The 19492-nt window shown below is 71.4% G+C and carries 19 protein-coding genes; 12 read left to right on the forward strand and 7 right to left on the reverse strand.

Annotated elements, in window-relative coordinates:
• The first annotated feature begins 359 nt into the window (after positions 1–359).
• The 5 genes from ACFFRH_RS40755 to ACFFRH_RS40775 all read left to right on the forward strand — a co-directional run bounded on the left by ACFFRH_RS40755 (position 360) and on the right by ACFFRH_RS40775 (position 4359).
• On the forward strand, positions 360–1325 hold the full coding sequence (locus tag ACFFRH_RS40755) for an SWIM zinc finger family protein (protein WP_344749116.1): 966 nt from the start codon (positions 360–362) through the stop codon (positions 1323–1325).
• Between the two features lie 452 nt (positions 1326–1777).
• Positions 1778–2668 carry a DUF418 domain-containing protein gene (locus tag ACFFRH_RS40760; RefSeq protein ID WP_344749115.1) on the forward strand — a complete coding sequence of 297 codons (891 nt, stop codon included), beginning with the start codon at positions 1778–1780 and terminating at the stop codon, positions 2666–2668.
• The gene (locus ACFFRH_RS40765) at positions 2665–3459 is read left to right on the forward strand and encodes a carbon-nitrogen hydrolase family protein (protein WP_344749114.1); all 795 of its coding nucleotides are present in this window, start codon (positions 2665–2667) and stop codon (positions 3457–3459) included. The genes ACFFRH_RS40760 and ACFFRH_RS40765 overlap by 4 nt, the downstream gene beginning before the upstream one ends.
• Before the next feature lie 10 nt (positions 3460–3469).
• Complete coding sequence (locus ACFFRH_RS40770; protein WP_362680827.1) at positions 3470–3931, forward strand: hypothetical protein; 462 nt, start codon at positions 3470–3472, stop codon at positions 3929–3931.
• Positions 3928–4359 (forward strand): hypothetical protein, encoded by a 432-nt coding sequence (locus ACFFRH_RS40775; RefSeq protein WP_344749111.1) that lies wholly within the window; start codon positions 3928–3930, stop codon positions 4357–4359. The genes ACFFRH_RS40770 and ACFFRH_RS40775 overlap by 4 nt, the downstream gene beginning before the upstream one ends.
• A gap of 43 nt (positions 4360–4402) precedes the next feature.
• Here the strand turns inward: ACFFRH_RS40775 and ACFFRH_RS40780 are convergent, their stop codons facing one another.
• Complete coding sequence (locus ACFFRH_RS40780) at positions 4403–5644, reverse strand: RNA-guided endonuclease InsQ/TnpB family protein (RefSeq protein ID WP_344749110.1); 1242 nt, start codon at positions 5642–5644, stop codon at positions 4403–4405.
• Between the two features lie 23 nt (positions 5645–5667).
• On the opposite strand from ACFFRH_RS40780, the gene ACFFRH_RS40785 reads away from it, so the two are divergent.
• Positions 5668–5856: a type II toxin-antitoxin system Phd/YefM family antitoxin gene (locus ACFFRH_RS40785; protein WP_344749109.1), complete on the forward strand. Its 189-nt coding sequence runs from the start codon at positions 5668–5670 to the stop codon at positions 5854–5856.
• 234 nt (positions 5857–6090) lie between these two features.
• Here ACFFRH_RS40785 and ACFFRH_RS40790 read toward each other — a convergent pair whose 3' ends face one another.
• The 3 genes from ACFFRH_RS40790 to ACFFRH_RS40800 all read right to left on the reverse strand — a co-directional run bounded on the left by ACFFRH_RS40790 (position 6091) and on the right by ACFFRH_RS40800 (position 10192).
• On the reverse strand, positions 6091–7587 hold the full coding sequence (locus ACFFRH_RS40790) for a carboxyl transferase domain-containing protein (RefSeq protein WP_386163185.1): 1497 nt from the start codon (positions 7585–7587) through the stop codon (positions 6091–6093).
• 49 nt (positions 7588–7636) lie between these two features.
• Entirely contained in the window at positions 7637–8800 is a 1164-nt protein-coding gene (locus ACFFRH_RS40795) for a CaiB/BaiF CoA transferase family protein (protein ID WP_386163188.1), read from the reverse strand.
• A gap of 318 nt (positions 8801–9118) precedes the next feature.
• Complete coding sequence (locus tag ACFFRH_RS40800; RefSeq protein ID WP_386163190.1) at positions 9119–10192, reverse strand: LacI family DNA-binding transcriptional regulator; 1074 nt, start codon at positions 10190–10192, stop codon at positions 9119–9121.
• 147 nt (positions 10193–10339) lie between these two features.
• Between ACFFRH_RS40800 and ACFFRH_RS40805 the strand changes: the two genes are divergently transcribed.
• The 6 genes from ACFFRH_RS40805 (at position 10340) to ACFFRH_RS40830 (ending at position 16660) form a co-directional block, all read left to right on the forward strand.
• Positions 10340–11698 (forward strand): ABC transporter substrate-binding protein, encoded by a 1359-nt coding sequence (locus ACFFRH_RS40805; RefSeq protein WP_386163193.1) that lies wholly within the window; start codon positions 10340–10342, stop codon positions 11696–11698.
• Between the two features lie 8 nt (positions 11699–11706).
• Positions 11707–12633, forward strand: a complete 927-nt coding sequence (locus ACFFRH_RS40810) for a carbohydrate ABC transporter permease (RefSeq protein ID WP_386163196.1) — start codon at positions 11707–11709, stop codon at positions 12631–12633.
• Positions 12630–13454 carry a carbohydrate ABC transporter permease gene (locus ACFFRH_RS40815; RefSeq protein WP_386163199.1) on the forward strand — a complete coding sequence of 275 codons (825 nt, stop codon included), beginning with the start codon at positions 12630–12632 and terminating at the stop codon, positions 13452–13454. The genes ACFFRH_RS40810 and ACFFRH_RS40815 overlap by 4 nt, the downstream gene beginning before the upstream one ends.
• A 5-nt stretch (positions 13455–13459) precedes the next feature.
• Positions 13460–14362: an ROK family protein gene (locus ACFFRH_RS40820; RefSeq protein WP_386163202.1), complete on the forward strand. Its 903-nt coding sequence runs from the start codon at positions 13460–13462 to the stop codon at positions 14360–14362.
• 158 nt (positions 14363–14520) lie between these two features.
• The gene (locus ACFFRH_RS40825) at positions 14521–15684 is read left to right on the forward strand and encodes a glycoside hydrolase family 68 protein (RefSeq protein ID WP_386163204.1); all 1164 of its coding nucleotides are present in this window, start codon (positions 14521–14523) and stop codon (positions 15682–15684) included.
• Positions 15685–16120: 436 nt separating this feature from the next.
• Positions 16121–16660 (forward strand): DUF1062 domain-containing protein, encoded by a 540-nt coding sequence (locus ACFFRH_RS40830; RefSeq protein ID WP_386163207.1) that lies wholly within the window; start codon positions 16121–16123, stop codon positions 16658–16660.
• A 229-nt stretch (positions 16661–16889) separates the two neighbouring features.
• On the opposite strand, the gene ACFFRH_RS40835 is transcribed toward ACFFRH_RS40830, so the two are convergent.
• The 3 genes from ACFFRH_RS40835 to ACFFRH_RS40845 form a co-directional block, all read right to left on the reverse strand.
• Positions 16890–17093, reverse strand: coding sequence for a cold-shock protein (locus tag ACFFRH_RS40835; RefSeq protein ID WP_049562746.1), 204 nt, complete (start codon positions 17091–17093; stop codon positions 16890–16892).
• 228 nt (positions 17094–17321) lie between these two features.
• Positions 17322–17498, reverse strand: coding sequence for a hypothetical protein (locus ACFFRH_RS40840; protein WP_386163212.1), 177 nt, complete (start codon positions 17496–17498; stop codon positions 17322–17324).
• Between the two features lie 30 nt (positions 17499–17528).
• The gene (locus ACFFRH_RS40845) at positions 17529–19430 is read right to left on the reverse strand and encodes a hydantoinase B/oxoprolinase family protein (RefSeq protein WP_386163215.1); all 1902 of its coding nucleotides are present in this window, start codon (positions 19428–19430) and stop codon (positions 17529–17531) included.
• Positions 19431–19492: the final 62 nt, after the last annotated feature.

Below are 19492 nucleotides of genomic sequence, written 5' to 3' on the forward strand. Positions count from 1 at the left end.
AACGCAAGAAGGCCCTCGCCCAGAGCGTGGTCGGCACCGGCGAGGACTGGATCACCGACCTGTCCACCGACCAGCTGCGCGAGCTGTTCCGGCTCGGTTCGGAGGCCGTCTCGTGAACACGGAGGTCGTCTCGTGAACACGGGCACCGAGCGGACCGGCAGACGGAACGCCGAGCGAACCGGCAGACGGAGCGGCGAGGGGAGCGCCGAGCGAATCGACGGACGGATCGTGCCGGGCAGGCACGATCCGGGCAGATGCCGCGCGCCTCACCGAACCGCCCATGAAGGCGTGCCTCACCGGACCGCTCGTGAAGAGGTGCCTCACCGGACCTCCGGCGAACCGGTGGCGGGGGTGGCCCGATGAGCGGGAAGGGCTGGTTCGACTCCTCGGGGCCGATCCGGGTCGAGGGCGGCATGCGGGTGCGCAGCAGGCGGGGCTCGATCGGTGAGCGGTGGTGGTCGCGGCGGTTCATCGACATCCTCGAACGCGTCTGCGACAGCGGCAGGCTCCGCCGGGGGCGCGCGTACGCGCGCTCGGGCCAGGTCCTCGACCTGGAGCTCGGCCCCGGCCGGGTCGCGGCGCGGGTCCAGGGGTCGAGAGAGACCCCCTACCGGGTCGGCGTCGCGATCACGGCCTACGACACCGGCCAGTGGCGGACGCTCACCGGAGCGCTGGCCGCCCAGGCACTCCACCGCGCGAAGCTGCTCGCCGGGGAGATGCCACCGCAGATCGAGGACGTCTTCCGCGAGTGCGGGCTGCCGCTCTTCCCCGATCAGCGCGACCTGGACATGGACTGCTCGTGTCCCGACTGGGGTTTCCCCTGCAAGCACCTGTCGGCCGTGCTGTACGTGCTGGCCGAGGCGTTCGACGACGACCCGTTCCTGGTCCTCGCCTGGCGGGGCATGGCGAGGGACGCCCTGCTCGGCGCCCTCCGCCAGACGGGCGGCGACCCGGCGGCCGAGGACGGCGCGGCAGGGCCGGGACCGCTCGACGTGACCGACGTGCCGTTCGCCGACCGGCTGACGGACTTCTACGAGCCCGGCACCTCCCTCGCCCGGCTGCGAGACCGGGCGGTGCCGTCCACCGGCCAGCCCACCGGTCCGCCCGACCTGCTGCTGCGCGCCCTCGAACCGCCTCCGCTCACGGCGCGGCGCGTCCCGATCCCGGACCTGCTCCGCCCCGCCTACCTGGCCCTCGCGGAGGAGGACGACACCCCCGCGGACGACCTCTCTGCGGACGACACCTCCGCGAAGGAGCGCGGCCCCCATCCCGGGGACGACGACGCCCTCACGGGGGAACGGCGACGCCCCCGCGAGGGGCGGTGACCGCCCTCACGGGAGCGACGGACCTTCGCGGGAAGACGGTGCCGGTCTCGCGGGCGGAACCGGAGGCCCGAGGGGACCCGGGGGCCCAGAGGGACTCGGGAGACCTGGGAGACCTGGGAGACCTGGGGAGGGACGTAAACGCCCGGCACACGGCTCACCGCTTCGGCCGTCCGGCATCGGTAAAGAGGCAGGGCCGTCTATGCGTAGGTGATTATGGGGTGGTACGTCTATTTCCTGTGACCCGACCGACCCAGCCGACCGATCCAACGGATCCGGCCGATCCGACCAGACCGACCGGGGCGACCGGAGCGGCCCAACCGACCGGACCGACTCGGCCGATCGGAGCGGCCCAACCGGCCGATCCGGCTCAAGCGGCCGATCCGGCCCGATCGGCCGGAGCGGCCCGGCTCCACGCGCTCGACGCGCTCCGCGGCCTCGCGGTGTGCGGGATCATGGTGGTCAACACCTGGCAGCACACGCGCGAGCACCTGAGGGAGTCCGATCGCAACGCGGTCGACTGGGCGATCGACAACCTGCTGCAGAGCAGGTTCTATCCGATCTTCTCGTTCCTGTTCGGGCTGAGCTTCGTCCTCTTCCTGAGGTCGGCGGCGGCGCGGACCGGGCACCCCTGGGCCGTGCTGCTGCGCAGGCTGGCGGTGCTCGCGATCCTCGGCGCGGTCCACCAGATCTTCAACCCGGGCGAGGTGCTCCTGCCGTACGCGATCTTCGGGGCGTTGGTCCTGTTGCCCGCCTGGTTCTTCCCCCGGCCCGCGGTGGTGGTGCTGGGCGTCGCCCTCACCACGTGGGCGGTGTACCAGGGCGGCGGGATCATCCTCGTTCCCGGCCTGTTCCTCCTGGGCATGGCGCTGATGGAGAGCCCGCCGCCCGGGTGGCTGCTGCCACCGGCGTTCGTGGCGAGCGCGGTGCTGGGGGTGACGCTCACCTGGCTCTGGGTCCGCGTCGCCAGGGACCCCGTCCTCTTCCACGCCTCCGTCTACCCCGCCGCCGGGCTCGCCGCCGCCACGGCGTACGGCACCGGGCTGCTGCTCCTGCTGCGGACCCGGCTGCGCGATCCACTGCTGGCGGTCCTGGCCCCGCTCGGCCGGATGGCGCTGACGAACTATCTGGTGAGCACCCCGATCATCCTGCTCTTCGTCCCCCTGCTCGTCGCGGACACGACCCGGCTCGCCGGTGTGGCGCTCTCCGTCGTCACCCTGGTGCTCCAGGTGCTGTTCAGCCGGGCGTGGCTCGCCAGGTTCAGGTACGGACCGCTGGAATGGGCGTGGCGGAGCCTCACGTGGATGGAACGAGTGCCGAACAGACGGATAGGGTCACACCCGTGACACGCATCGCCCTCTGCCAGATCCCGGTGGCCGAAGACCCCTCCGCCAACCTGAGCCGTGCCCTCGCCGCCCTCGCCGAGGCCGCCGAGGGCGGCGCCGAGCTGGCGATATTCCCGGAGGCCGCCCTCACCCGGTACGGCAAACGCGTCACCGACCTCGCCCAGCCGCTGGACGGGCCGTTCGTCACCGGGCTCGCCGCGGCGGCGCGGGAGCACGGCCTGTCGGTGATCGCGGGCGTGTTCGAGCCCGGCGAGGGCCGGGTCCACAACACCGCGGTCGCCATCGGCCCCTCGGGCGCGATCGAGGCGGCCTACCGGAAGATCCACCTGTTCGACTCCTTCGGCGCCCGCGAGTCCGAGCTGGTCGCGCCGGGCGACACCCCGGTCGTGGTGGAGCTGGCCGGGATCCGGGTGGGCCTGGTCACCTGCTACGACATCCGCTTCCCCGAGCTCACCCGGGCGCTGGTCGACCTGGGGGCCGAGATGTTCGCGGTGATCGCCGCGTGGGGTTCCGGGCCGATGAAGGAGGAGCACTGGACCACTCTCGTCAAGGCCCGCGCGATCGAGAACACCACCTGGGTCGCGGCCGTCGGCCAGGCACCGAACCCGGAGGCCCGCGACGGCTTCGGGATCGGGCGGAGCATGCTGGTCGATCCGATGGGGGTAGTACGCACCGATATGGGGCCTACAGCCGCCGTCCAGATGTGCGAAATCGACTCGCAGATCACGATTGCCACCCGGAATGCCCTGCCATGCCTGGAACACCGGCGGCTCCAGGTCGGCGGATCGTAAAATGCCGACCGTGAGTGAGCCACCTGGGCGTAGAACGCAGATGCAGAAGGTCATACCGCCTCGGCTGCTCGTGCCCTATCTGGCCGGCAGACGCACCGTGATCTCCGGGTACGTCTACCGGGTTCAGGACTGCGCGCGGCTGACCACCCCCGCGCAGCTCTTCGCCGGACTCGACCTTGGGTTCGAGGGTTCGGAGCTGTCCGCGACGGTCCCGGAGATCTACCTGATGCGCTGGTTCGCCCGCGACATGGACGCCTACGTCGTGCCGTACGGCCCGCACATGGGTGGTGACTGGAACGATTCACCCCCCTTCACCGGAAACGGCTTCACCACCTCGCGGGAGCACGTCGTGCCGCAGTTCCACACCACGCCCATGCCGATCCCGGCGGGGGCCGAGATCATCCACGTGGTCCCCGGCGAGGAGCGCCTCTTCGGCCTCTACGACGGCCTGAGCTGGCGGCCCGCCTCATGAGCGCCGAGATCGAGCCCGTGGCCTCGGGGTTCGCCGCCCGCTACCTGGGCCGTACGTACGCCGCCGCCCTCGGCCCCGGCGGCTCCGAGGTGGTGCTGTTCAACGAGGAGGCCCAGAAGGGCTTCGAGGCGGCCTCGGGCTACTGGCGGCTCGTCGTCGCCCGCGAGGACCTCGACTGGCTGGTGCTGGTTCGCACGGTCGGCGCGTTCGGCGGGGAGCCGTGCCTGGTCCTCGACGTCTCCGAGGAGAACGGCGAGGAGAGCCTGCACATCGCCTACACCGGTCACAGCGGGATGAAGGCCGAGGCGCTGGGCTACTGGATGGTCGACCACGGGGCGTACGAGGTCGTCGTCCCCCGCGACGAGGTCTTCTCCATCAGGATCGAGCGCCTGCCCGTCCCGCTCGCCCCGGAGGGCGCCGAACCTTGACGCGCTCCCCGGCTTGAAGGCCGGGGATTCAGTCCGTGCCGCGTCATGCGGCACCTCTGTGGCTTCCTGCTTCATCGGCGTCCGCCACCGTAAGCGGTGGTCTTACGTCACCTCCACAGGCGTTTGACGTCTCCGCCTCCCGCCGCCTCCCGGCGGCGGGTTTCCGCCCAGCGGCGACGGTCCGTCGGCCCTCGGCCAGGATGTTGCGTGCGGCGTTGACATCGCGGTCATGGGCGGCGCCGCACGGGCAGGCCCATTCCCGGACGCCCAGCGCCATGGCGGTGGCGACGGTGCCGCACCGCGAGCACATCTTCGAGGACGGGAACCACCGGTTGATCTTGGCGAAGGTGCGGCCGTACCGTTTCGCCTTGTACTCCAGCAGGTTCACGAACTGTGACCAACCCGCGTCGTGCACCGACCTGGCCAGCCGGGTGCGGGCCAGGCCGTTCACCGACAGGTCCTCCACATACACCGCTTGATTCTCGCGGATGATGCTCGTGGAGAGCTTGTGGGCGAAGTCCCGGCGCGCGTCGGTCACCCGGGCGTGCGCGCGGGCGACCTTGACGACGGCCTTGGCACGGTTGTTCGACCCCTTCACCTTACGGCTGAGGGCCTTTTGCGCCGTGCGGAGCTTTTTGGCCGCCCGGCGCAGGAGGCGAGGGTTGTCGATCTTCCGGCCGTCGGAGGTGACCGCGAAATGAGTGAGGCCCAGGTCGATGCCGACCTCGGCGGTGACCTGGGGCAGCGGCTCCTCAGTGGTCTCGACCGCGAACGAGGCGAAGTACCGGCCGGCCGCGTCCTTGATGACCGTCACCGACGAGGGCTCGGCGGGCAGCGAACGCGACCAGCGCACCACCACCTCCCCGATCTTCGGCAGGCGCAACCTCCCGCCCGCCGTGACCGCGAACCGGGCGTTGCGAGTGAAGCGGATCGCCTGGCGGTTGTCCTTGCGCGACCGGAACCGGGGCGGGCCGACCTTCGGCCCCTGGCGCTTACCGGTGATCGAAGCGAAGAAGTTACGGTACGCGGTGTTCAGATCGGCCAAAGCCTGCTGAAGAACCACGCTGGACACCTCGCCCAGCCATGCGCGCTGCGGTGTCGCCTTCGCGGCGCTCAGCCGCTGGGACAACTCCGCGTCGGACAGGTAGGCCAGGCCCGCCCGGTGGGCGTCGGTGCGGGCGCGCAACCCGTCGTTGAACACCACCCGCGCGCACCCGAACGCCCGCGCCAGCGCCTGGCGCTGAGCGGCGTCCGGATAGAGCCGGTACCGGTAACGAAGCCGCACGGCCCTCATGGTTGCATGAGCTCATGGCGGAACGCCCGAGTATTCGACAACTCCGTGACCACGACCACCTGGGGCGACGCCTCGACGTCGCCCGCTTCAGCGGCGAACCCACGATCGTGGAGCGACACGGGCGACCACGCGCCGTGCTCGTCTCCTCTACCTGGTGGGCCGAGCGGCACGACCAGGAAGGTCAGGGCACGCTCGCGCCCTAGCGGGCACTCCCGCGCGGGCCTTCACCCCCGGCCTGAAGGCCGGAGCACCGGCCCGCACTCTGGTAGCGCCCCCGGCCTCCGGACGGCCGTAACCGGCGTGGCCGGTTCGGTCGGTGTGGTCATGGTCATCAGGATGAGACCTCAACCAAAGTCGAGGTCAACCGCCGGCAACCTCCGGGGAGGCGTCCGGCGTCCGTGCGAACGACGCCGGCGGGCCGCGGGGGCCCGCGTCCCTCAGCCGGTGCCGAGCCTCCGGTAACGGGCCAGCCTCGCGGCGAGGCGGTCGGCGGGAGCCTGGCCCAGCAGTCCCGCGATCTCGTGCTCCAGGGTGCGCGCGACCCGGGCGCAGAACGCCTCCGGCTCGTAGGCGGCGTCGGGGAACTCCGGGATGATCCGGTCGACGAGGCCGTCCCTGCGCAGGTCGGTGGACCTCACCCCCTGCGCCGCGGCGATCTCCGGGGCGAAGTCGACGCTCCGGTACAGCAGCGCCGAGGCCCCCTCGGGAGACAGCGGCGACAGCCAGCCGTGCTGGGCGCACAGCACCCGGTCGGCGGGGAGCAGCGCGAGCGCGGCGCCGCCCGCCCCCTCCCCCAGCAGCAGGCACACGGTCGGGGCGTCGAGCATCACCAGGTCGGCCACCGAACGGGCGATCTCCGCCGCGAGGCCGCCCTCCTCGGCCGCCTTGGACAGCGCGGCCCCGGCGGTGTCGATCACGGTGACCAGCGGCAGTCCCAGCTCCGAGGCGAGGCGCATGCCCCGCCTGGCGACCCTGAGCCCGGCCGGGCCGAGCGGGGCGTCGATCCGCTGGTGCCGCCGGTCCTGGCCGAGCACGATCGCGGGAGCCTCGCCGAACCTGGCCAGGGCGAGGACGAGCCCGGGGTCGTTCTCGCCCACGCCGGTGCCGTTGAGCGGGGTGACGTCGGAGGCGCCCAGCTTGAGCAGCGCCCGCACCCCCGGGCGGTCGTCGCGGCGGGAACGGCTGATCGCGTCCCACGCCTGGACCGTCGGCACCCGCTCGTCCGGCTCGGGCCCCGGATCCAGGTCCCGGCGGGGGGCGCACAGCACGGCGAGCGCCCGGATGGCGACCCGCCGGGCGTCCTCCGCCGACACGACGGCGTCGACCAGGCCGTGGGCGAAGAGGTTCTCGGAGACCTGGACGCCCTCGGGGAACGGGTAGCCGTGCAGCGACTCGAACACCCTCGGCCCCAGGAACCCGATCAGCGCGCCCGGCTCGGCGGCGGTGACGTGCCCGAGCGACCCCCAGGAGGCGAAGACTCCACCGGTGGTGGGATGACGCAGGTAGACGACGTACGGCAGTCCCGCGTCGCGGTGCGCGGCCACGGCAGCGGTGATCTTCACCATCTGGACGAAGGCCACCGCGCCCTCCTGCATCCGGGTCCCGCCCGAGGCGGGGGCGGCGAGCAGCGGGAGCCGCTCGGCGGTGGCCCGCTCGACCGCGGCGGTGAGCCGCTCGGCGGCGGCCACCCCGATCGAACCGGCCAGGAAGGAGAACTCGCACACGACGATCGCCACCCGGCGCCCGTCGAGCAGGCCCTCCCCGGTGATCACCGACTCGTCGTATCCCGTCTTGGTCCGCGCCGCGGCCAGCTCCTCGGCGTACCCCGAACCGGACGCGGCGGGGTCGGCGGGCGGCTCGTCCCACGACCGCCACGTTCCCGGGTCGAGGAAGGTGTCGATCAGCGTGCGCGCGTCGGGCCGCGCCGGGGTCATGCCCGCGCTCCCCGGAACGGCGTCCGGCCGTGGAAGGGGGGTGTGCCTGTCATCGCTCGCGAGCCTCCAGCCAGGCGAGGACCTCGTCGCCGTGCTCGCCGAGCGCGGGCGGGGCGGTATGGCGCACGGGCGGGTCGCCGTCGAAGCGGAGCGGCGGTCCCGGCAGCTCGATGGTGCCGAGCACGGGGTGGTCCACCTCGACGACCAGACCCTGGGAACGGGTCTGGTCCCAGGCGTAGACCTCGTCGATGGACCTGATGGCCCCGGCGGGCACCCCGGCCTCGCCGAGCGCGGCGAGCCAGTGCGCCCTGTCGTGCTTGGTGAGCGTCCGCTCCATGTCGGCGATCAGCTCGTCCCGATGCGTAAATCTTTCCCTGTTGTTCGCATATTTAGCGACATATGGGTCTACGTCCAGCCCCAGCAGGGCGGCGACCCTGCGCCACTGCGCGTCGTTCGCCGCCGCGATCTGGATCATGCCGTCGGCACAGCGGAAGGCGCCGTACGGGGCGATGGAGGCGTGGTGGTTGCCGCCCGCCCGGGACACCTGGCCGCCGACCGTCCAGGCCGTGCCGTGGTAGGAGTGCACCCCGGTCACCGCGGCCAGCAGCGAGGTCCGCACGACCTTGCCCCGCCCGGTCCGCTCCCGCTCGTAGAGCGCGGCGACCACCCCGTACGCGCCGTGGATGCCGCCGAGCAGGTCCGCGACCGAGGCGCCCACCCGGTACGGCTCCTCGGGCGACGGGCCGGTCAGGCTCATCAGCCCCGCCTCGCCCTGCGCGATCTGGTCGTACCCGGGCCTGCCGCCCTCCGGGCCGTCGTGGCCGAAACCGGTGATCGACAGGATGACCAGGCGGGGGTTGAGCTCGTGCAGCCGCTCGACGGAGAAGCCCAGCCGGTCCATCACGCCGGTGCGGAAGTTCTCCACCAGCACGTCGCTCTGCCGCACCAGGCGCTCGACGAGCGACCTGCCCTCGGCGGACTTGAGGTCGACGGCGATCGACTGTTTGTTGCGGTTGGCCGCCAGGAAGTACGTGGAGATGTCATGGCCGGGGCCCACGAACGGCGGCCCCCAGCCCCGCGACTCGTCACCCCCCGCGGGATGCTCCACCTTGATCACCCGGGCGCCCAGGTCACCGAGCATCTGCGCGGCGTGCGGGCCCGCGAGCGCGCGAGAGAGATCGAGGACGACGATGTCGCCGAGTGCTCCCTGCAAGATCAACCTCCGGTGCGTGGCGGCCGGCCCGGCCGGCGAGGGTTCCCCCGCTCCCGGCCCGTTCGCCATGAGACCACTCGGCACGGCATCCGGACGGGGGAACCCCCATGATCTCCCATACCATCACCGAGCGGGACGGGAGGGGGCGAGATCGAGAGGACGTGTTCGTCACGATCTCCCTCGCGGCTCCGGCCGGGAGGAACCCGGGTCACTCACGTACCTGCTCCCCCAGGCGCGGCGTTCGGCCGGGGAGTCCGGCAGAGGAGTCCGGCCGGGAAGTTCAGCCGGGGGTTCGGCCGGGGGGTTCGGCCGAGGAGGTCAGCCGAGGGGCTCCGCACCGGGTGACGGCGCGACCGACTCGCGGCTGCGGACGGGCATCGGGACCCGGTGCACCTGGCCCACCCGCTCGGTGTCCTCACGGTCGCGCTCGATCTCGGTGAACAGCACGTCCACGGCCTTGCGGCCCAGCTCGTAGTGGGGCAGCGCCACGGTGGTCAGCTTGGGCCGGACCCACGAGGCGATGGGGTGATCGTCGAAGGAGACGACGGAGACGTCCGAGGGCACCTTGAGCCCGAAGTCGTCGAGCGCCTGGTAGGCGCCCATCGCGATCCGGTCGTTGAAGCAGATCAGCGCACGCGGCCGGACGGTCCGCAGGAGGTCCTGCGTCGCGCTGAGGCCGTACTCCGGGAGCCAGTCGAAGCAGGTGCGGGCGCCCGCCACCTCGACGCCCGCCTCGCCGAGCGCCTCACGGATGCCGACGAGCCGCTCCACCGCCGCGAAGCCCTCCGGTTGCACGTCGCGCAGGCCGGGACCGGCGCCGATCAGGTAGATGCCCTCGCGGTGGCCGGCGTCGAGCAGGACCCGGGCCGCGCGGCGGCCGGCCTCGACCTCGTCGGGCAGGACGGCGGGCAGGGGGGTGGGCTGCTTGGGCAGCGCGTTGAGCAGCACGGCGGGCGCGGCCGTGACGGCCTTGGGTACCTTGATGGTGCGGGTGAACATCGAGGCCAGGATGATCCCGTCGACCTGGCGGTCGTGCATGGCCTGCAGCAGGAGGCGTTCGAGCTCGGCGTCGCCCTCGGTCTCACCGATGAACAGCATGAAGCCGCGCTCGCGGGCGGCCTCGAGCGCCCCCTTGATCATGTCACCGGCGAGCCGTGAGGTGGCGACGGTGTCGGAGACGAAGCCGATCGTCCGGGTGGTGCCGGTACGCAGCCCCACGGAGACGATGTTGGGCCGGTACTGCAACTCCTCCGCGGCGCGCAGGACGCGCTGCTCGACGTCCCGGGAGATGCGCAGCTCGCGGCCGCGGCCTGACAGCACGAGCGAGGCGGTCGTGCGTGAGACGCCGGCGGCCGTGGCCACGTCGACCAGCGTGACCCGTCGTGGGCTCACCCAGAATCTCCGTTCGTCAAGAGTGTGTTACGGGGGGTTGACATCGCGTGACGCGCATGGTGAGACTATCGGGCGCTAACCCGATTTAGCAACAAGATTGGGACGTCAGCCGGGTGCCGATGGTCCCAGGCAGCAAAGGAGATGCACATGGCTCGTCGAGTCCGCTCCGGCAGGTCCGGAGCCGCGCTTGTGATCGCCATGGGGACGCTGGCCGCCGCCTGTGCGGCTCCGGGCGCCAACAACCCGCAGCCCCAGGCCAGCAGCACGCCGGTGTCCGCGGCGCCCACCTGCGGCACGGCGCCGGTCACGCTCAACGGCTACTTCGAGACCGGCTTCCCGCTGCCCAAGGCGCTGACCGCCGAGTTCACCAAGCAGCACCCGAACGTCACCTGGAACATCCGTGAGGACCAGTTCGCGGTCATCACGCAGAACGCCCCGCGGGTGCTGGTGGACAACCCGCCCGACCTGATGCGCCTGCCCCAGGTCTCCGAGCTGGTCAAGGACGACCTGCTGAAGAACCTGGACGGCTACGCGGCGGCGTTCGGCTGGGACAAGTGGCCGGCCTCCCAGCTTGAGCAGCTGCGCCTGGGGCCGGGCGGCCGGCCGCGCGGCGAGGGCTCGCTGTACGCCCTGGGGCTCAACGTCAGCGTGACCGGCGTCTTCTACAATAAGAAGCTCGCCGCCCGGATCGGGATGTCCACGCCGCCCACCACGCTGGCCGAGCTCGACGAGGCCCTGGCCAAGGCCAAGGACGCGGGCATCACGCCCATCCTGCAGTTCAACGGCGGCGCCACCGGCGGCCTGGCGTTCCCGCTGCAGAACCTCATGGCCTCCTACGGCCCGACCGGGCCCATCAACGACTGGATCTTCCAGAAGCCCGGCGCCACCATCGACACCCCGTCGAACCTGCAGGCCACCCAGCATCTGGAGAAGTGGGTCAAGGCGGGATATTTCCCGAAGGACGCGAACGCGCTCGACTACGCCACCATGATGAGCCGCTTCATCGACGGCCAGGGCCTGTTCATGTTCAACGGCGACTGGGAGTCGGGCAACCTCGACAAGCAGATGCCGGGCGACGTCGGCTTCCTGCTGATGCCGCCGGCCCAGCAGGGCGGCAAGCTCGCCGCCATGTCGGCGCCCCTCACCTTCGGGATCGGCGCCAACGCCAAGAACGCCGACTGCGCCGCCTTCTTCCTCGACTGGGTCGCCACCGACAAGCAGGCCCGCGAGATCGGCGTCAAGGTCGGCGGATCACGGCCGATGGGACCGGCCGACGCCTACATGCCGGACGTGGCGTCCGACACGGTCACCGCGAGCACCCTGACGGCCGGGGCGGACCTCGCCAAGGACAACGGCTCGATGGACTTCATCGCCAACGCCACCGGCTCCATCTACGCCAAGAGCTGGACGCCGCAACTGCAGAAGCTGGTCGCCGGGCAGCAGACGGCGCCGGAGCTGCTGAAGAAGGTCCAGGCCGACTACGCCGACCAGACCGAAGGGAACTGAGGCAGGTGATGACCCGCCCCGCCGGCGCCCGATCCGCGCACCGGCGGCCGGTCGCGACCAGGCTGCGCGACCCGCGCGGCTTGGTCGGCTGGCTGTTCGTCGCCCCGGCGCTCGCCTTCTACGCGGTGTTCGTCCTGCGCCCGATCGCCTCGACGTTCCAGTACTCGCTGTACGAGTGGAACGGCATCGGCGCCTCCACCTGGGTGGGACTGGCCAACTACGGCGAGGTCTTCACCGACCCCGACCTGTCCGACTCGCTCGTCAACGCCTTCAAGCTGATCGTGTTCTTCAGCGCGATCCCGGTCGTGCTGGGCCTGGCGATCGCCGCGACGATCCGGCGCATCGCCGAGACCAGGCTCGCCCTCGTGGCGCGGACCGTGCTCTTCCTGCCGCAGGTCATCCCGCTGGTGGCCGCCGGAATCGCGTGGAGCTGGCTGCTGGCCTCCACCGGAGTGGTGAACCAGCTGCTCACGCTCGTCGGCCTCGGCGAGGTGACCCGGGCCTGGCTGGGCGACTTCGCCACCGCCCTGCCGGCGGTCGGCATGATCGGCGCGTGGGTCCTGCTCGGCCTGTGCACGCTGCTGCTCCTGGCGGGAATGAGCAAGATCGACCCGGCACTGTACGAGGCGGCCCGGCTCGACGGCGCCGGCGCGTGGCGGGAGTTCGTCTCCATCACGGTCCCCAGCCTGCGCCAGGAGATCGCGGTCTGCGTCACCCTGACCGTCATCGCCGCCCTGGCCAGCTTCGACATCATCTACATCTCCACCCAGGGCGGCCCCGGCAACACGACCATGGTCCCCGGCCTGCAGATCTTCTACCTGGCCTTCTCCGAGCGCGAGGTGGGCATGGCCTCGGCCCTGGCCGTGGTGCTCATGCTCCTGGTGATCGCCTGCGCCCTTCCCATCCAGTGGTTCACCAAGGACGGCAACCGATGATCACCGCGGGACGGGAGGCCTGGACCGGCCGGCTGCTGCTCATCCTCATGATGGCGGTCACGCTCCTGCCGTTCCTCAGCCTGTTCGTCACCGCCCTGCACCCCTCGGGCACCTACCCGGCAGGACTGGCCTGGCCCGACGACCCGCAGTGGGGCAACTTCCTGCGGGCCTTCCAGGCCGCGAACATGGGCGAGTTGCTGAAGTCGAGCGCCCTCATCGTGCTGGGCGTGGTCCCGATCTCCGTCCTGCTGGGCACGATGGCCGGCTTCGCCATCGGCCACCTGCGCGTGATCGGCGGCCGCGTCTTCTTCCTGCTGTTCGTGCTCGGCCTCACCCTCCCCTTCGAGGGCATCATCACCCCGCTGTACTACCAGATCCGCGACATGGGGCTGCTGAACACGCGCTGGGCCATCATCCTGCCGCTCATCGGCCTGTTCATGCCGTTCAGCGTCTTCTGGATGCGCGCCCACTTCGTCAACATGCCCGCCGAGCTGTCGGAGAGCGCGCGGATGGACGGCGCCAACGTGTGGCAGCTGTTCCGGCGCATCCACGTCCCCCTGGCCATGCCGGCGATCTCGTCCCTGGGCATCCTGCTGTTCCTGTGGACCTGGAACCAGTTCCTGCTCGCCATCGTCCTGGTCGACGACCCCACCCAGCGCACCATGTCCGGCGCCCTGGGCGCCTTCCAGGGCCAGTGGGGCACCGACATCCCGCTGCTGTGCGCCGGATCGCTGCTGATCCTGACACCCACGCTCGTGATCTTCCTCATCTTCCAGCGTCACTTCGTCAAGGCCCTGCTCCAGGGCTCCCTGAAGGGGTGACGGCGATGAGCGCGACGCCGCCGCTCTACGGCGGGATCGAGGCGGGCGGGACGAAGTGGGTGTGCGCGGTCGCCGACGCCGAGGGGCGGATCATCGCGACCACCGTGATACCGACCACCACCCCGCGGACGACCATCGCGGGCGCGGTGCGCTTCTTCCAGGAGCACCGGACGCTCACCGCGATCGGCGTGGGCAGCTTCGGCCCCCTCGACCTGCGAACGGGCTCACCGGCGTACGGCCACATCACGGCCACGCCCAAGCCCGGCTGGGCCCACACCGACGTCGTCTCCCCGCTGCGCTCCGCGCTGCGCGTCCCCGTCGGCCTGGACACCGACGTCAACGCCGCCGCGCTGGGAGAGTGGCGGCGCGGAGCCGGACGAGGGCTGGAAACGCTCGCCTACATGACCGTGGGCACCGGCATCGGCGTGGGAGCCGTGGCGAACGGGCGGCTGCTGCACGGTCTCCTGCATCCGGAGTTCGGCCACATCCGCGTCCCGCACGACCGGACCCGGGACCCGTTCGCGGGCAGCTGCCCCTTCCACGGCGACTGCCTCGAAGGGCTCGCCTCCGGCGAGGCGATGCGCCGGCGGTGGGGGCGGCGTGCCGAGGAGCTGGACGACCCGGGGGCCTGGGAGCTCGAGGCCGAATACCTCGCCCACGCCGTCATGAACCTGACCTACACGCTGTCGCCCGAGCGGATCGTCATCGGCGGCGGCGTCGCCAAGCACCCCGGGCTCATGGCCCGGATCCGGGCGCGCGCGCTCGACCTCGCCGCCGGTTATCCGGCGATACCGGAGCTGACCGACCCCGCCGCCATGGACGGGTACGTGGTCGGCCCCTCGCTCGGCGACCACTCCGGAATCACCGGGGCCGTCGAGCTCGGCGTGCGCCGTCTCGCCCTCGCCTGACCACCGGGCCCCGCGACCGCTCACATCACACCCAACGAGTGAAAGAAGAGATCACCCATGCTCTCAGGAGGACAGTCAGGCACCGCACGGGGAGCGGCGAGCCGATCCGGCACGCTCGCGGGACGGGCCGAGAGCCACCTCCGCCGGCAGGGTGTCGCGTGAGCGGGGGCCGACCGGCGTACTGGACCCGCCGGCACCTCGATCTGCTCGCCGAGAGCGACCTGACCACCGCGCCCGTCATCGACCCCACGGCCGTGCCTCGGATCCTGCCCGACCACGACCTGTGGGACCTGTGGCCGATCCAGGAGGAGGACGGCTCGACGAGCGTGGCCGGCGGACACGAGCTGTGGATGGCCCTGTCGGCGCCCGCCCTCGGCCACCCCGAGGAGCGCCACGACCAGGCCCGGATCCGCCTGCTCGGCAAGAACGGCGAGGAGTGGAGGGACCTGGGCGACGCCTTCGCCGACGGCGCCTCACCCGGCAGCCGCGAATGGTCGGGGTCGGCGGTCCGCCGGCCCGACGGCACCGTGTCGGTCTTCTACACGGCCGCCGGACGGCGCGGCGAGCCACGCCCGACCTACCGGCAGAGCGTCGTCGAGACCCGCCCCCTCCTCGTCGCCGACCACGGCCGGATCCTGCTGCGACACGACGCCGAGCATCGGGAGGTCCTGTGCTCCGACGGCCGGATGTACCTGCCGGCCGACGAGACCGACGGATCACCGGGCGGCATCAGGGCCTTCCGCGACCCCGGCTGGTTCCGCGACCCGGCCGACGGGCGCGACCGTCTCCTCGTCGCCGCGTCCACCGCCTGGGAGGGCGGCTTCACCGGCGCGATCGCCCTCGCCGAGCCGCGAGGCGACGCCTGGTCCCTGCTCCCGCCCCTCCTCGTCGCCGAAGGCGTCAACCACGAGCTCGAACGACCGCACGTCATCGTCCACGACTCCTGGTACTACCTCTTCTTCTGCACCCAGCGCCACACCTTCCACCCGGCCGGCCGCGCGCCCACCGGCCTGTACGGCTTCGCCGCGCCCAGCCTGACCGGCCCCTACCAGCCGCTCAACGGATCGGGGCTCGTGCTCCAGAACCCCTCCCCCGCACCCGACCAGGCCTACGCCTGGCTCGTGCTGCCGGACCTCCAGGTGGTCAGCTTCGCCAACTACCGCCCCCACCGGGGCGTGAACCTCCGGCACGCGGAGGCCGCGCAGGCACGGGCCGGCTTCGGCGGCACCATCGCCCCGACGCTCAGGCTCACCCTGAACGGCACGACCACCTCCGTCGTCCCGGCCGAGGCGGATGCGCGGACCATTCCCACCGGTTCTTGACGGGGAACCAGGGGAACCAGGGAAACCAGGGGGCACTGGGAAACCAGGGACACAAGGGACGCCGGGGAGCGCCGTCGCGTCAGGCGGCGGGCGCTCCCCGCCGTCCCGGGGCGTGTTCGTCTGTCCCGCCCCCGTCGCCGTCCGCGTCGCCGTCCTCACCGCCCCTCACCCCGGACACCGCCGCCGGAAAACCGTTTGAGCCCTCCTTCCTCGTCCCGTAGATTGCCTGCGGCCCCGTCGCAGTGAGGACAGAGGACAAAACCGCGTGACCCCGCCTGCTCTTCAGATCTGACACCTTCTTCCGCTCACCTTCAAGCCGACCCTTCCGTCGGCTCTGCCGGGCTGCCCGTGCGCGCCCGGTCATACGGCGTTTGAGGCCGCGCGCAATCGGCCTCGTGTCAGGTCTAGAGAGATCATGTCTTCACAACCTCATATCGTGCTGCCCTGGGTCGTTCGCCGGACCAGGCTGCCTCTGCTGTCGTCGCGGTGCGTGAACTGCCGGTCGGAGTCGGCCACCACCGGCGCGGGCAGGTTCCGCGTCAACGCCAACGGCAATCTGCTGGATGTGTGGCTGCTGGTCCGATGCGTGTCCTGCGACCGGACGAGCAAGATCACCGTGCATGAGCGAGCGCCGGTCGGATCCCTCGATCCGGCAGAGCTCGACGGCTATCACACCAACGATCCGGGACTGGTGGCGTCCAGGCTGCTGGATCCGCTGCTCGCCCGGCGCAACCGCTTCACCCTTGACTGGAAGAGGGCCTGGCGCCTGGACACCCCGTCGGCACGGCTCGACGAGGCGTGGCCGGTCCAGGTGGAGGTCGTCTTCGAGGATCCGGTACCGGTGCGCCCGGAGCGGCTCATCGCACACGGGCTCGGCCTCAGCAGGAACGAGGTGCTGCGCCGGATCAAGTGCGACATTCCACTGCGCCGTTCGACGAACGCCGGGTTCACCTTCACCGTGATGGCCGGAGACTAGCGGGGATGGCGGGGATGGCGGGGATGGGGCCGCGGCGCGCGTTCCTCACGCATCCGTGAGACGTCCGTGCGAAATACGCCTCGTCCAGCGGCAGCTCCGGCTCGATGGGGCGTTCTAGCGGGGTTCCCGCCCCCGGCACCCCGTGGATCCCGGCGTACGGACGGGGACGCGAAACGAGCCAGGGCCCGCACCTTGGAGGTGCGGGCCCTGGCCCGTGATACGCCTGCTACTAGGCGGGAACGATGTTCTCCGCCTGCGGGCCCTTCTGGCCCTGCGTGACGTCGAAGGAGACCTTCTGGCCCTCCTGCAGCTCACGGTAGCCCTGGGCGGCGATGTTGGAGTAGTGAGCGAAGACGTCGGCGCCGCCGCCGTCCTGCTCGATGAAGCCGAAGCCCTTTTCAGCGTTGAACCACTTAACGGTTCCAGTCGCCATGATCATTCTCCTTCGATAGGGGGCAGAGCCGAGATCCACACCGCGTGGATCTCGCGTCGCCGCGATGAGCCCATCCGGAGATGACCGGGAAAACAAAATGCACCTGAAGGGTTATCCGTCAGGTGCACACAAAGTTTCATGGGTACCACAACCGCAACTACGTTCAGGCTAGCACCTCTCTGGACCAACACACGAGCCCACCCGTCCGGAACCCGGAACCGGCCACGATCACCCGCCGCCCGACCGCTCCTCGCGCGCCGATGCCCGCCTGTGCCCGGCCTCCAGGAACACGATCACGGCGAAGGCGGCGATCGTCGCGCCCGCGCGGAAGAACCCGCCTCCCGCGCCCTCCGCCGCCGGAGGTGAGCCGCCGTACGAGCGCCCCGCGGGCGCCCCAGCCGTCACATGAGCGCCCCGCGAGCCGTCACATGAGCGTCAGATGAGATCTACCTCCGCGTACGGCAGGCCCCCCGACAGGGTGGGGAAGCCCGGACCTCGGTCGAAGAAGGGGCTCCCCGCCGGATCGGCCGGGAGGAGGGCGCGGAGGCCGGCCCGGCGGGTCTCGGTGGCCTCGGTGTCCACCTGGAGATCGTCGGGGTCGCCGTACAGGACGACCCCGTAGTCGTCGCGGGCGCCGTCGGCGGAGACCTTGCCGTCGCGGACGTCGGCGGCCACCAGGGCGGGGTCGCGGTCCAGCGGGGAGCCCCAGCCGCCTCCGCCCGTCGTCCGCACCCGGATGATCTCACCGGCCCGGACCGGCGAGTCGTCCACCAGGCCCTCCATCTCCCTGCCTTCGATCTCCACGACGAAGGGCCGCCCGGCGCGGCCCCCGTTCACGCCCCAGCACGACAGGATCGAGCGGTCGGCGATGGACATGAACGAGGCGTCGCGGAGCATCCGCAGGTGCTTGTCGTAGCCGAGGCCGCCCCGGTAGAGGCCGGGGCCGCCGGAGTCGCGGGCCAGGCCGAGCCGCTCGACCCGGAACGGCCAGCGGGACTCGGCGAACTCGACCGGGATGTTGCGCGAGTCGGGCACCACGTGGATGGTGTCCTCTCCGTCGGCGTACCACCGGCCGCCGGAGCCGCCGCCGAGGACCTCCCGCATCAGGTACGGGGTGCCGTCGAGGCCGTCGCCGTAGACGCCGGTGTAGCGGATGGTCTCCTGGTCGGCGGGCATCCGGCCGCCGGTCGCCTTGGCCAGCACCCCGGCCAGCACGCCCAGCAGGCGCAGGATCACGAACGTGCGGGCGTTGGTGGGGGCGGGGAAGATCGGGGTGAGCAGGGTGCCCTTCTCGGGGAACCGCATCTCGATGAGGGGGACGACCCCCTCGTTGACGTCGAGTTCGGCCATCCGCTCGGGGGTGTCGGCCAGGTTGCGCAGGATCGGCGCCAGCCACTTCTTCAGGAACACCCCGTCGGCGTAGTCGCCCGCGTGGTTGATCGGCCCCTTGGCCTGCGGGGAGGTGCCGGTGAAGTCGATGACGAGCGGCACCTCGGCGGAGTGGTCGACGGTGAGGGTCATCCGCTGGGTGTGCAGGCGGGGCTCGTCGACGCCGTCGTGCTCGGCGTAGTCCTCCCACACGTGCGTGCCCTCGGGGATCTTGGCCAGCAGTTCCCTGCGGAACGTCTCGGTGGTGTTGGAGATGATCGCGTCGAAGCACGCCTCGACCGCCTCGCGCCCGTACCGGTCGAACAGCTCTCCCAGCCGCCGCGCGCCCATCAGGCAGGCCGAGCACTCGGCGTCCAGGTCCCCGGCGAGGGAGTCGGGCATCCGGGAGTTGCGCGTCATGATCGTGAGTGCCGCCCGGTTGGGCACGCCCTCGTCCCACAGCTTGATTGGCGGGACCATCAGCCCCTCCTCGAACACGCTGCGCGCGTTGCTCGGCATGGAGCCCGGTACCGCCCCGCCGATGTCGTCGTGGTGTCCGAACGCCTGTACGAAAGCGACGACCTGCCCGTCGTGGAAGACCGGGACCGTCACGCACAGGTCGGGCAGGTGCCCGATGCCGCCCTCGGACAGGTAGACGTCGTTGTGGAAGAACACGTCGCCGGGCCTCATCTCGGCGATCGGGAAGTCCCTCACGATCGGCTGGACCAGCGCCGAGTAGGACCTGCCGGTCAGTTTGCGCAGCCGTACGTCATGGATGCCGGCGCGGAAGTCGTGCGCGTCGCGGATCATGGGTGAGCGGGCGGTACGGGCGATGGCCGTCTCCACCTCCATCTCCACCGACGCGAGCGTTCCCTCGACGATCTCCACCAGCACCGGGTCGGCCCCGTTCACCGGCCGCCCGTCCGTGGTCGCCGGTCGCTCGTCACGCCGGGCTCGCTCCGTGCTCATCGGTCGCTCACCGCTCCTCGCCCGCTCCGTTCACCGTGCCTGGCCCGTGACGCGCTCACCGG

Source organism: Streptosporangium vulgare (assembly GCF_042428775.1).
Taxonomy (GTDB): Bacteria; Actinomycetota; Actinomycetes; order Streptosporangiales; family Streptosporangiaceae; genus Streptosporangium; species Streptosporangium vulgare.

Excerpts from the sequence above, each read along its gene's own strand:
- ACFFRH_RS40775 (WP_344749111.1), top strand. The coding sequence starts at position 3,928 with ATGAGCGCCGAGATCGAGCCCGTGGCCTCGGGGTTCGCCGCCCGCTAC.
- ACFFRH_RS40815 (WP_386163199.1), top strand. The coding sequence starts at position 12,630 with ATGATCACCGCGGGACGGGAGGCCTGGACCGGCCGGCTGCTGCTCATC.
- ACFFRH_RS40760 (WP_344749115.1), top strand. The coding sequence starts at position 1,778 with ATGGTGGTCAACACCTGGCAGCACACGCGCGAGCACCTGAGGGAGTCC.
- ACFFRH_RS40820 (WP_386163202.1), top strand. The coding sequence starts at position 13,460 with ATGAGCGCGACGCCGCCGCTCTACGGCGGGATCGAGGCGGGCGGGACG.
- ACFFRH_RS40790 (WP_386163185.1), bottom strand. The coding sequence starts at position 7,587 with ATGACCCCGGCGCGGCCCGACGCGCGCACGCTGATCGACACCTTCCTC.
- ACFFRH_RS40805 (WP_386163193.1), top strand. The coding sequence starts at position 10,340 with ATGGCTCGTCGAGTCCGCTCCGGCAGGTCCGGAGCCGCGCTTGTGATC.
- ACFFRH_RS40845 (WP_386163215.1), bottom strand. The coding sequence starts at position 19,430 with ATGAGCACGGAGCGAGCCCGGCGTGACGAGCGACCGGCGACCACGGAC.
- ACFFRH_RS40835 (WP_049562746.1), bottom strand. The coding sequence starts at position 17,093 with ATGGCGACTGGAACCGTTAAGTGGTTCAACGCTGAAAAGGGCTTCGGC.
- ACFFRH_RS40755 (WP_344749116.1), top strand. The coding sequence starts at position 360 with ATGAGCGGGAAGGGCTGGTTCGACTCCTCGGGGCCGATCCGGGTCGAG.
- ACFFRH_RS40810 (WP_386163196.1), top strand. The coding sequence starts at position 11,707 with ATGACCCGCCCCGCCGGCGCCCGATCCGCGCACCGGCGGCCGGTCGCG.
- ACFFRH_RS40785 (WP_344749109.1), top strand. The coding sequence starts at position 5,668 with ATGGCGGAACGCCCGAGTATTCGACAACTCCGTGACCACGACCACCTG.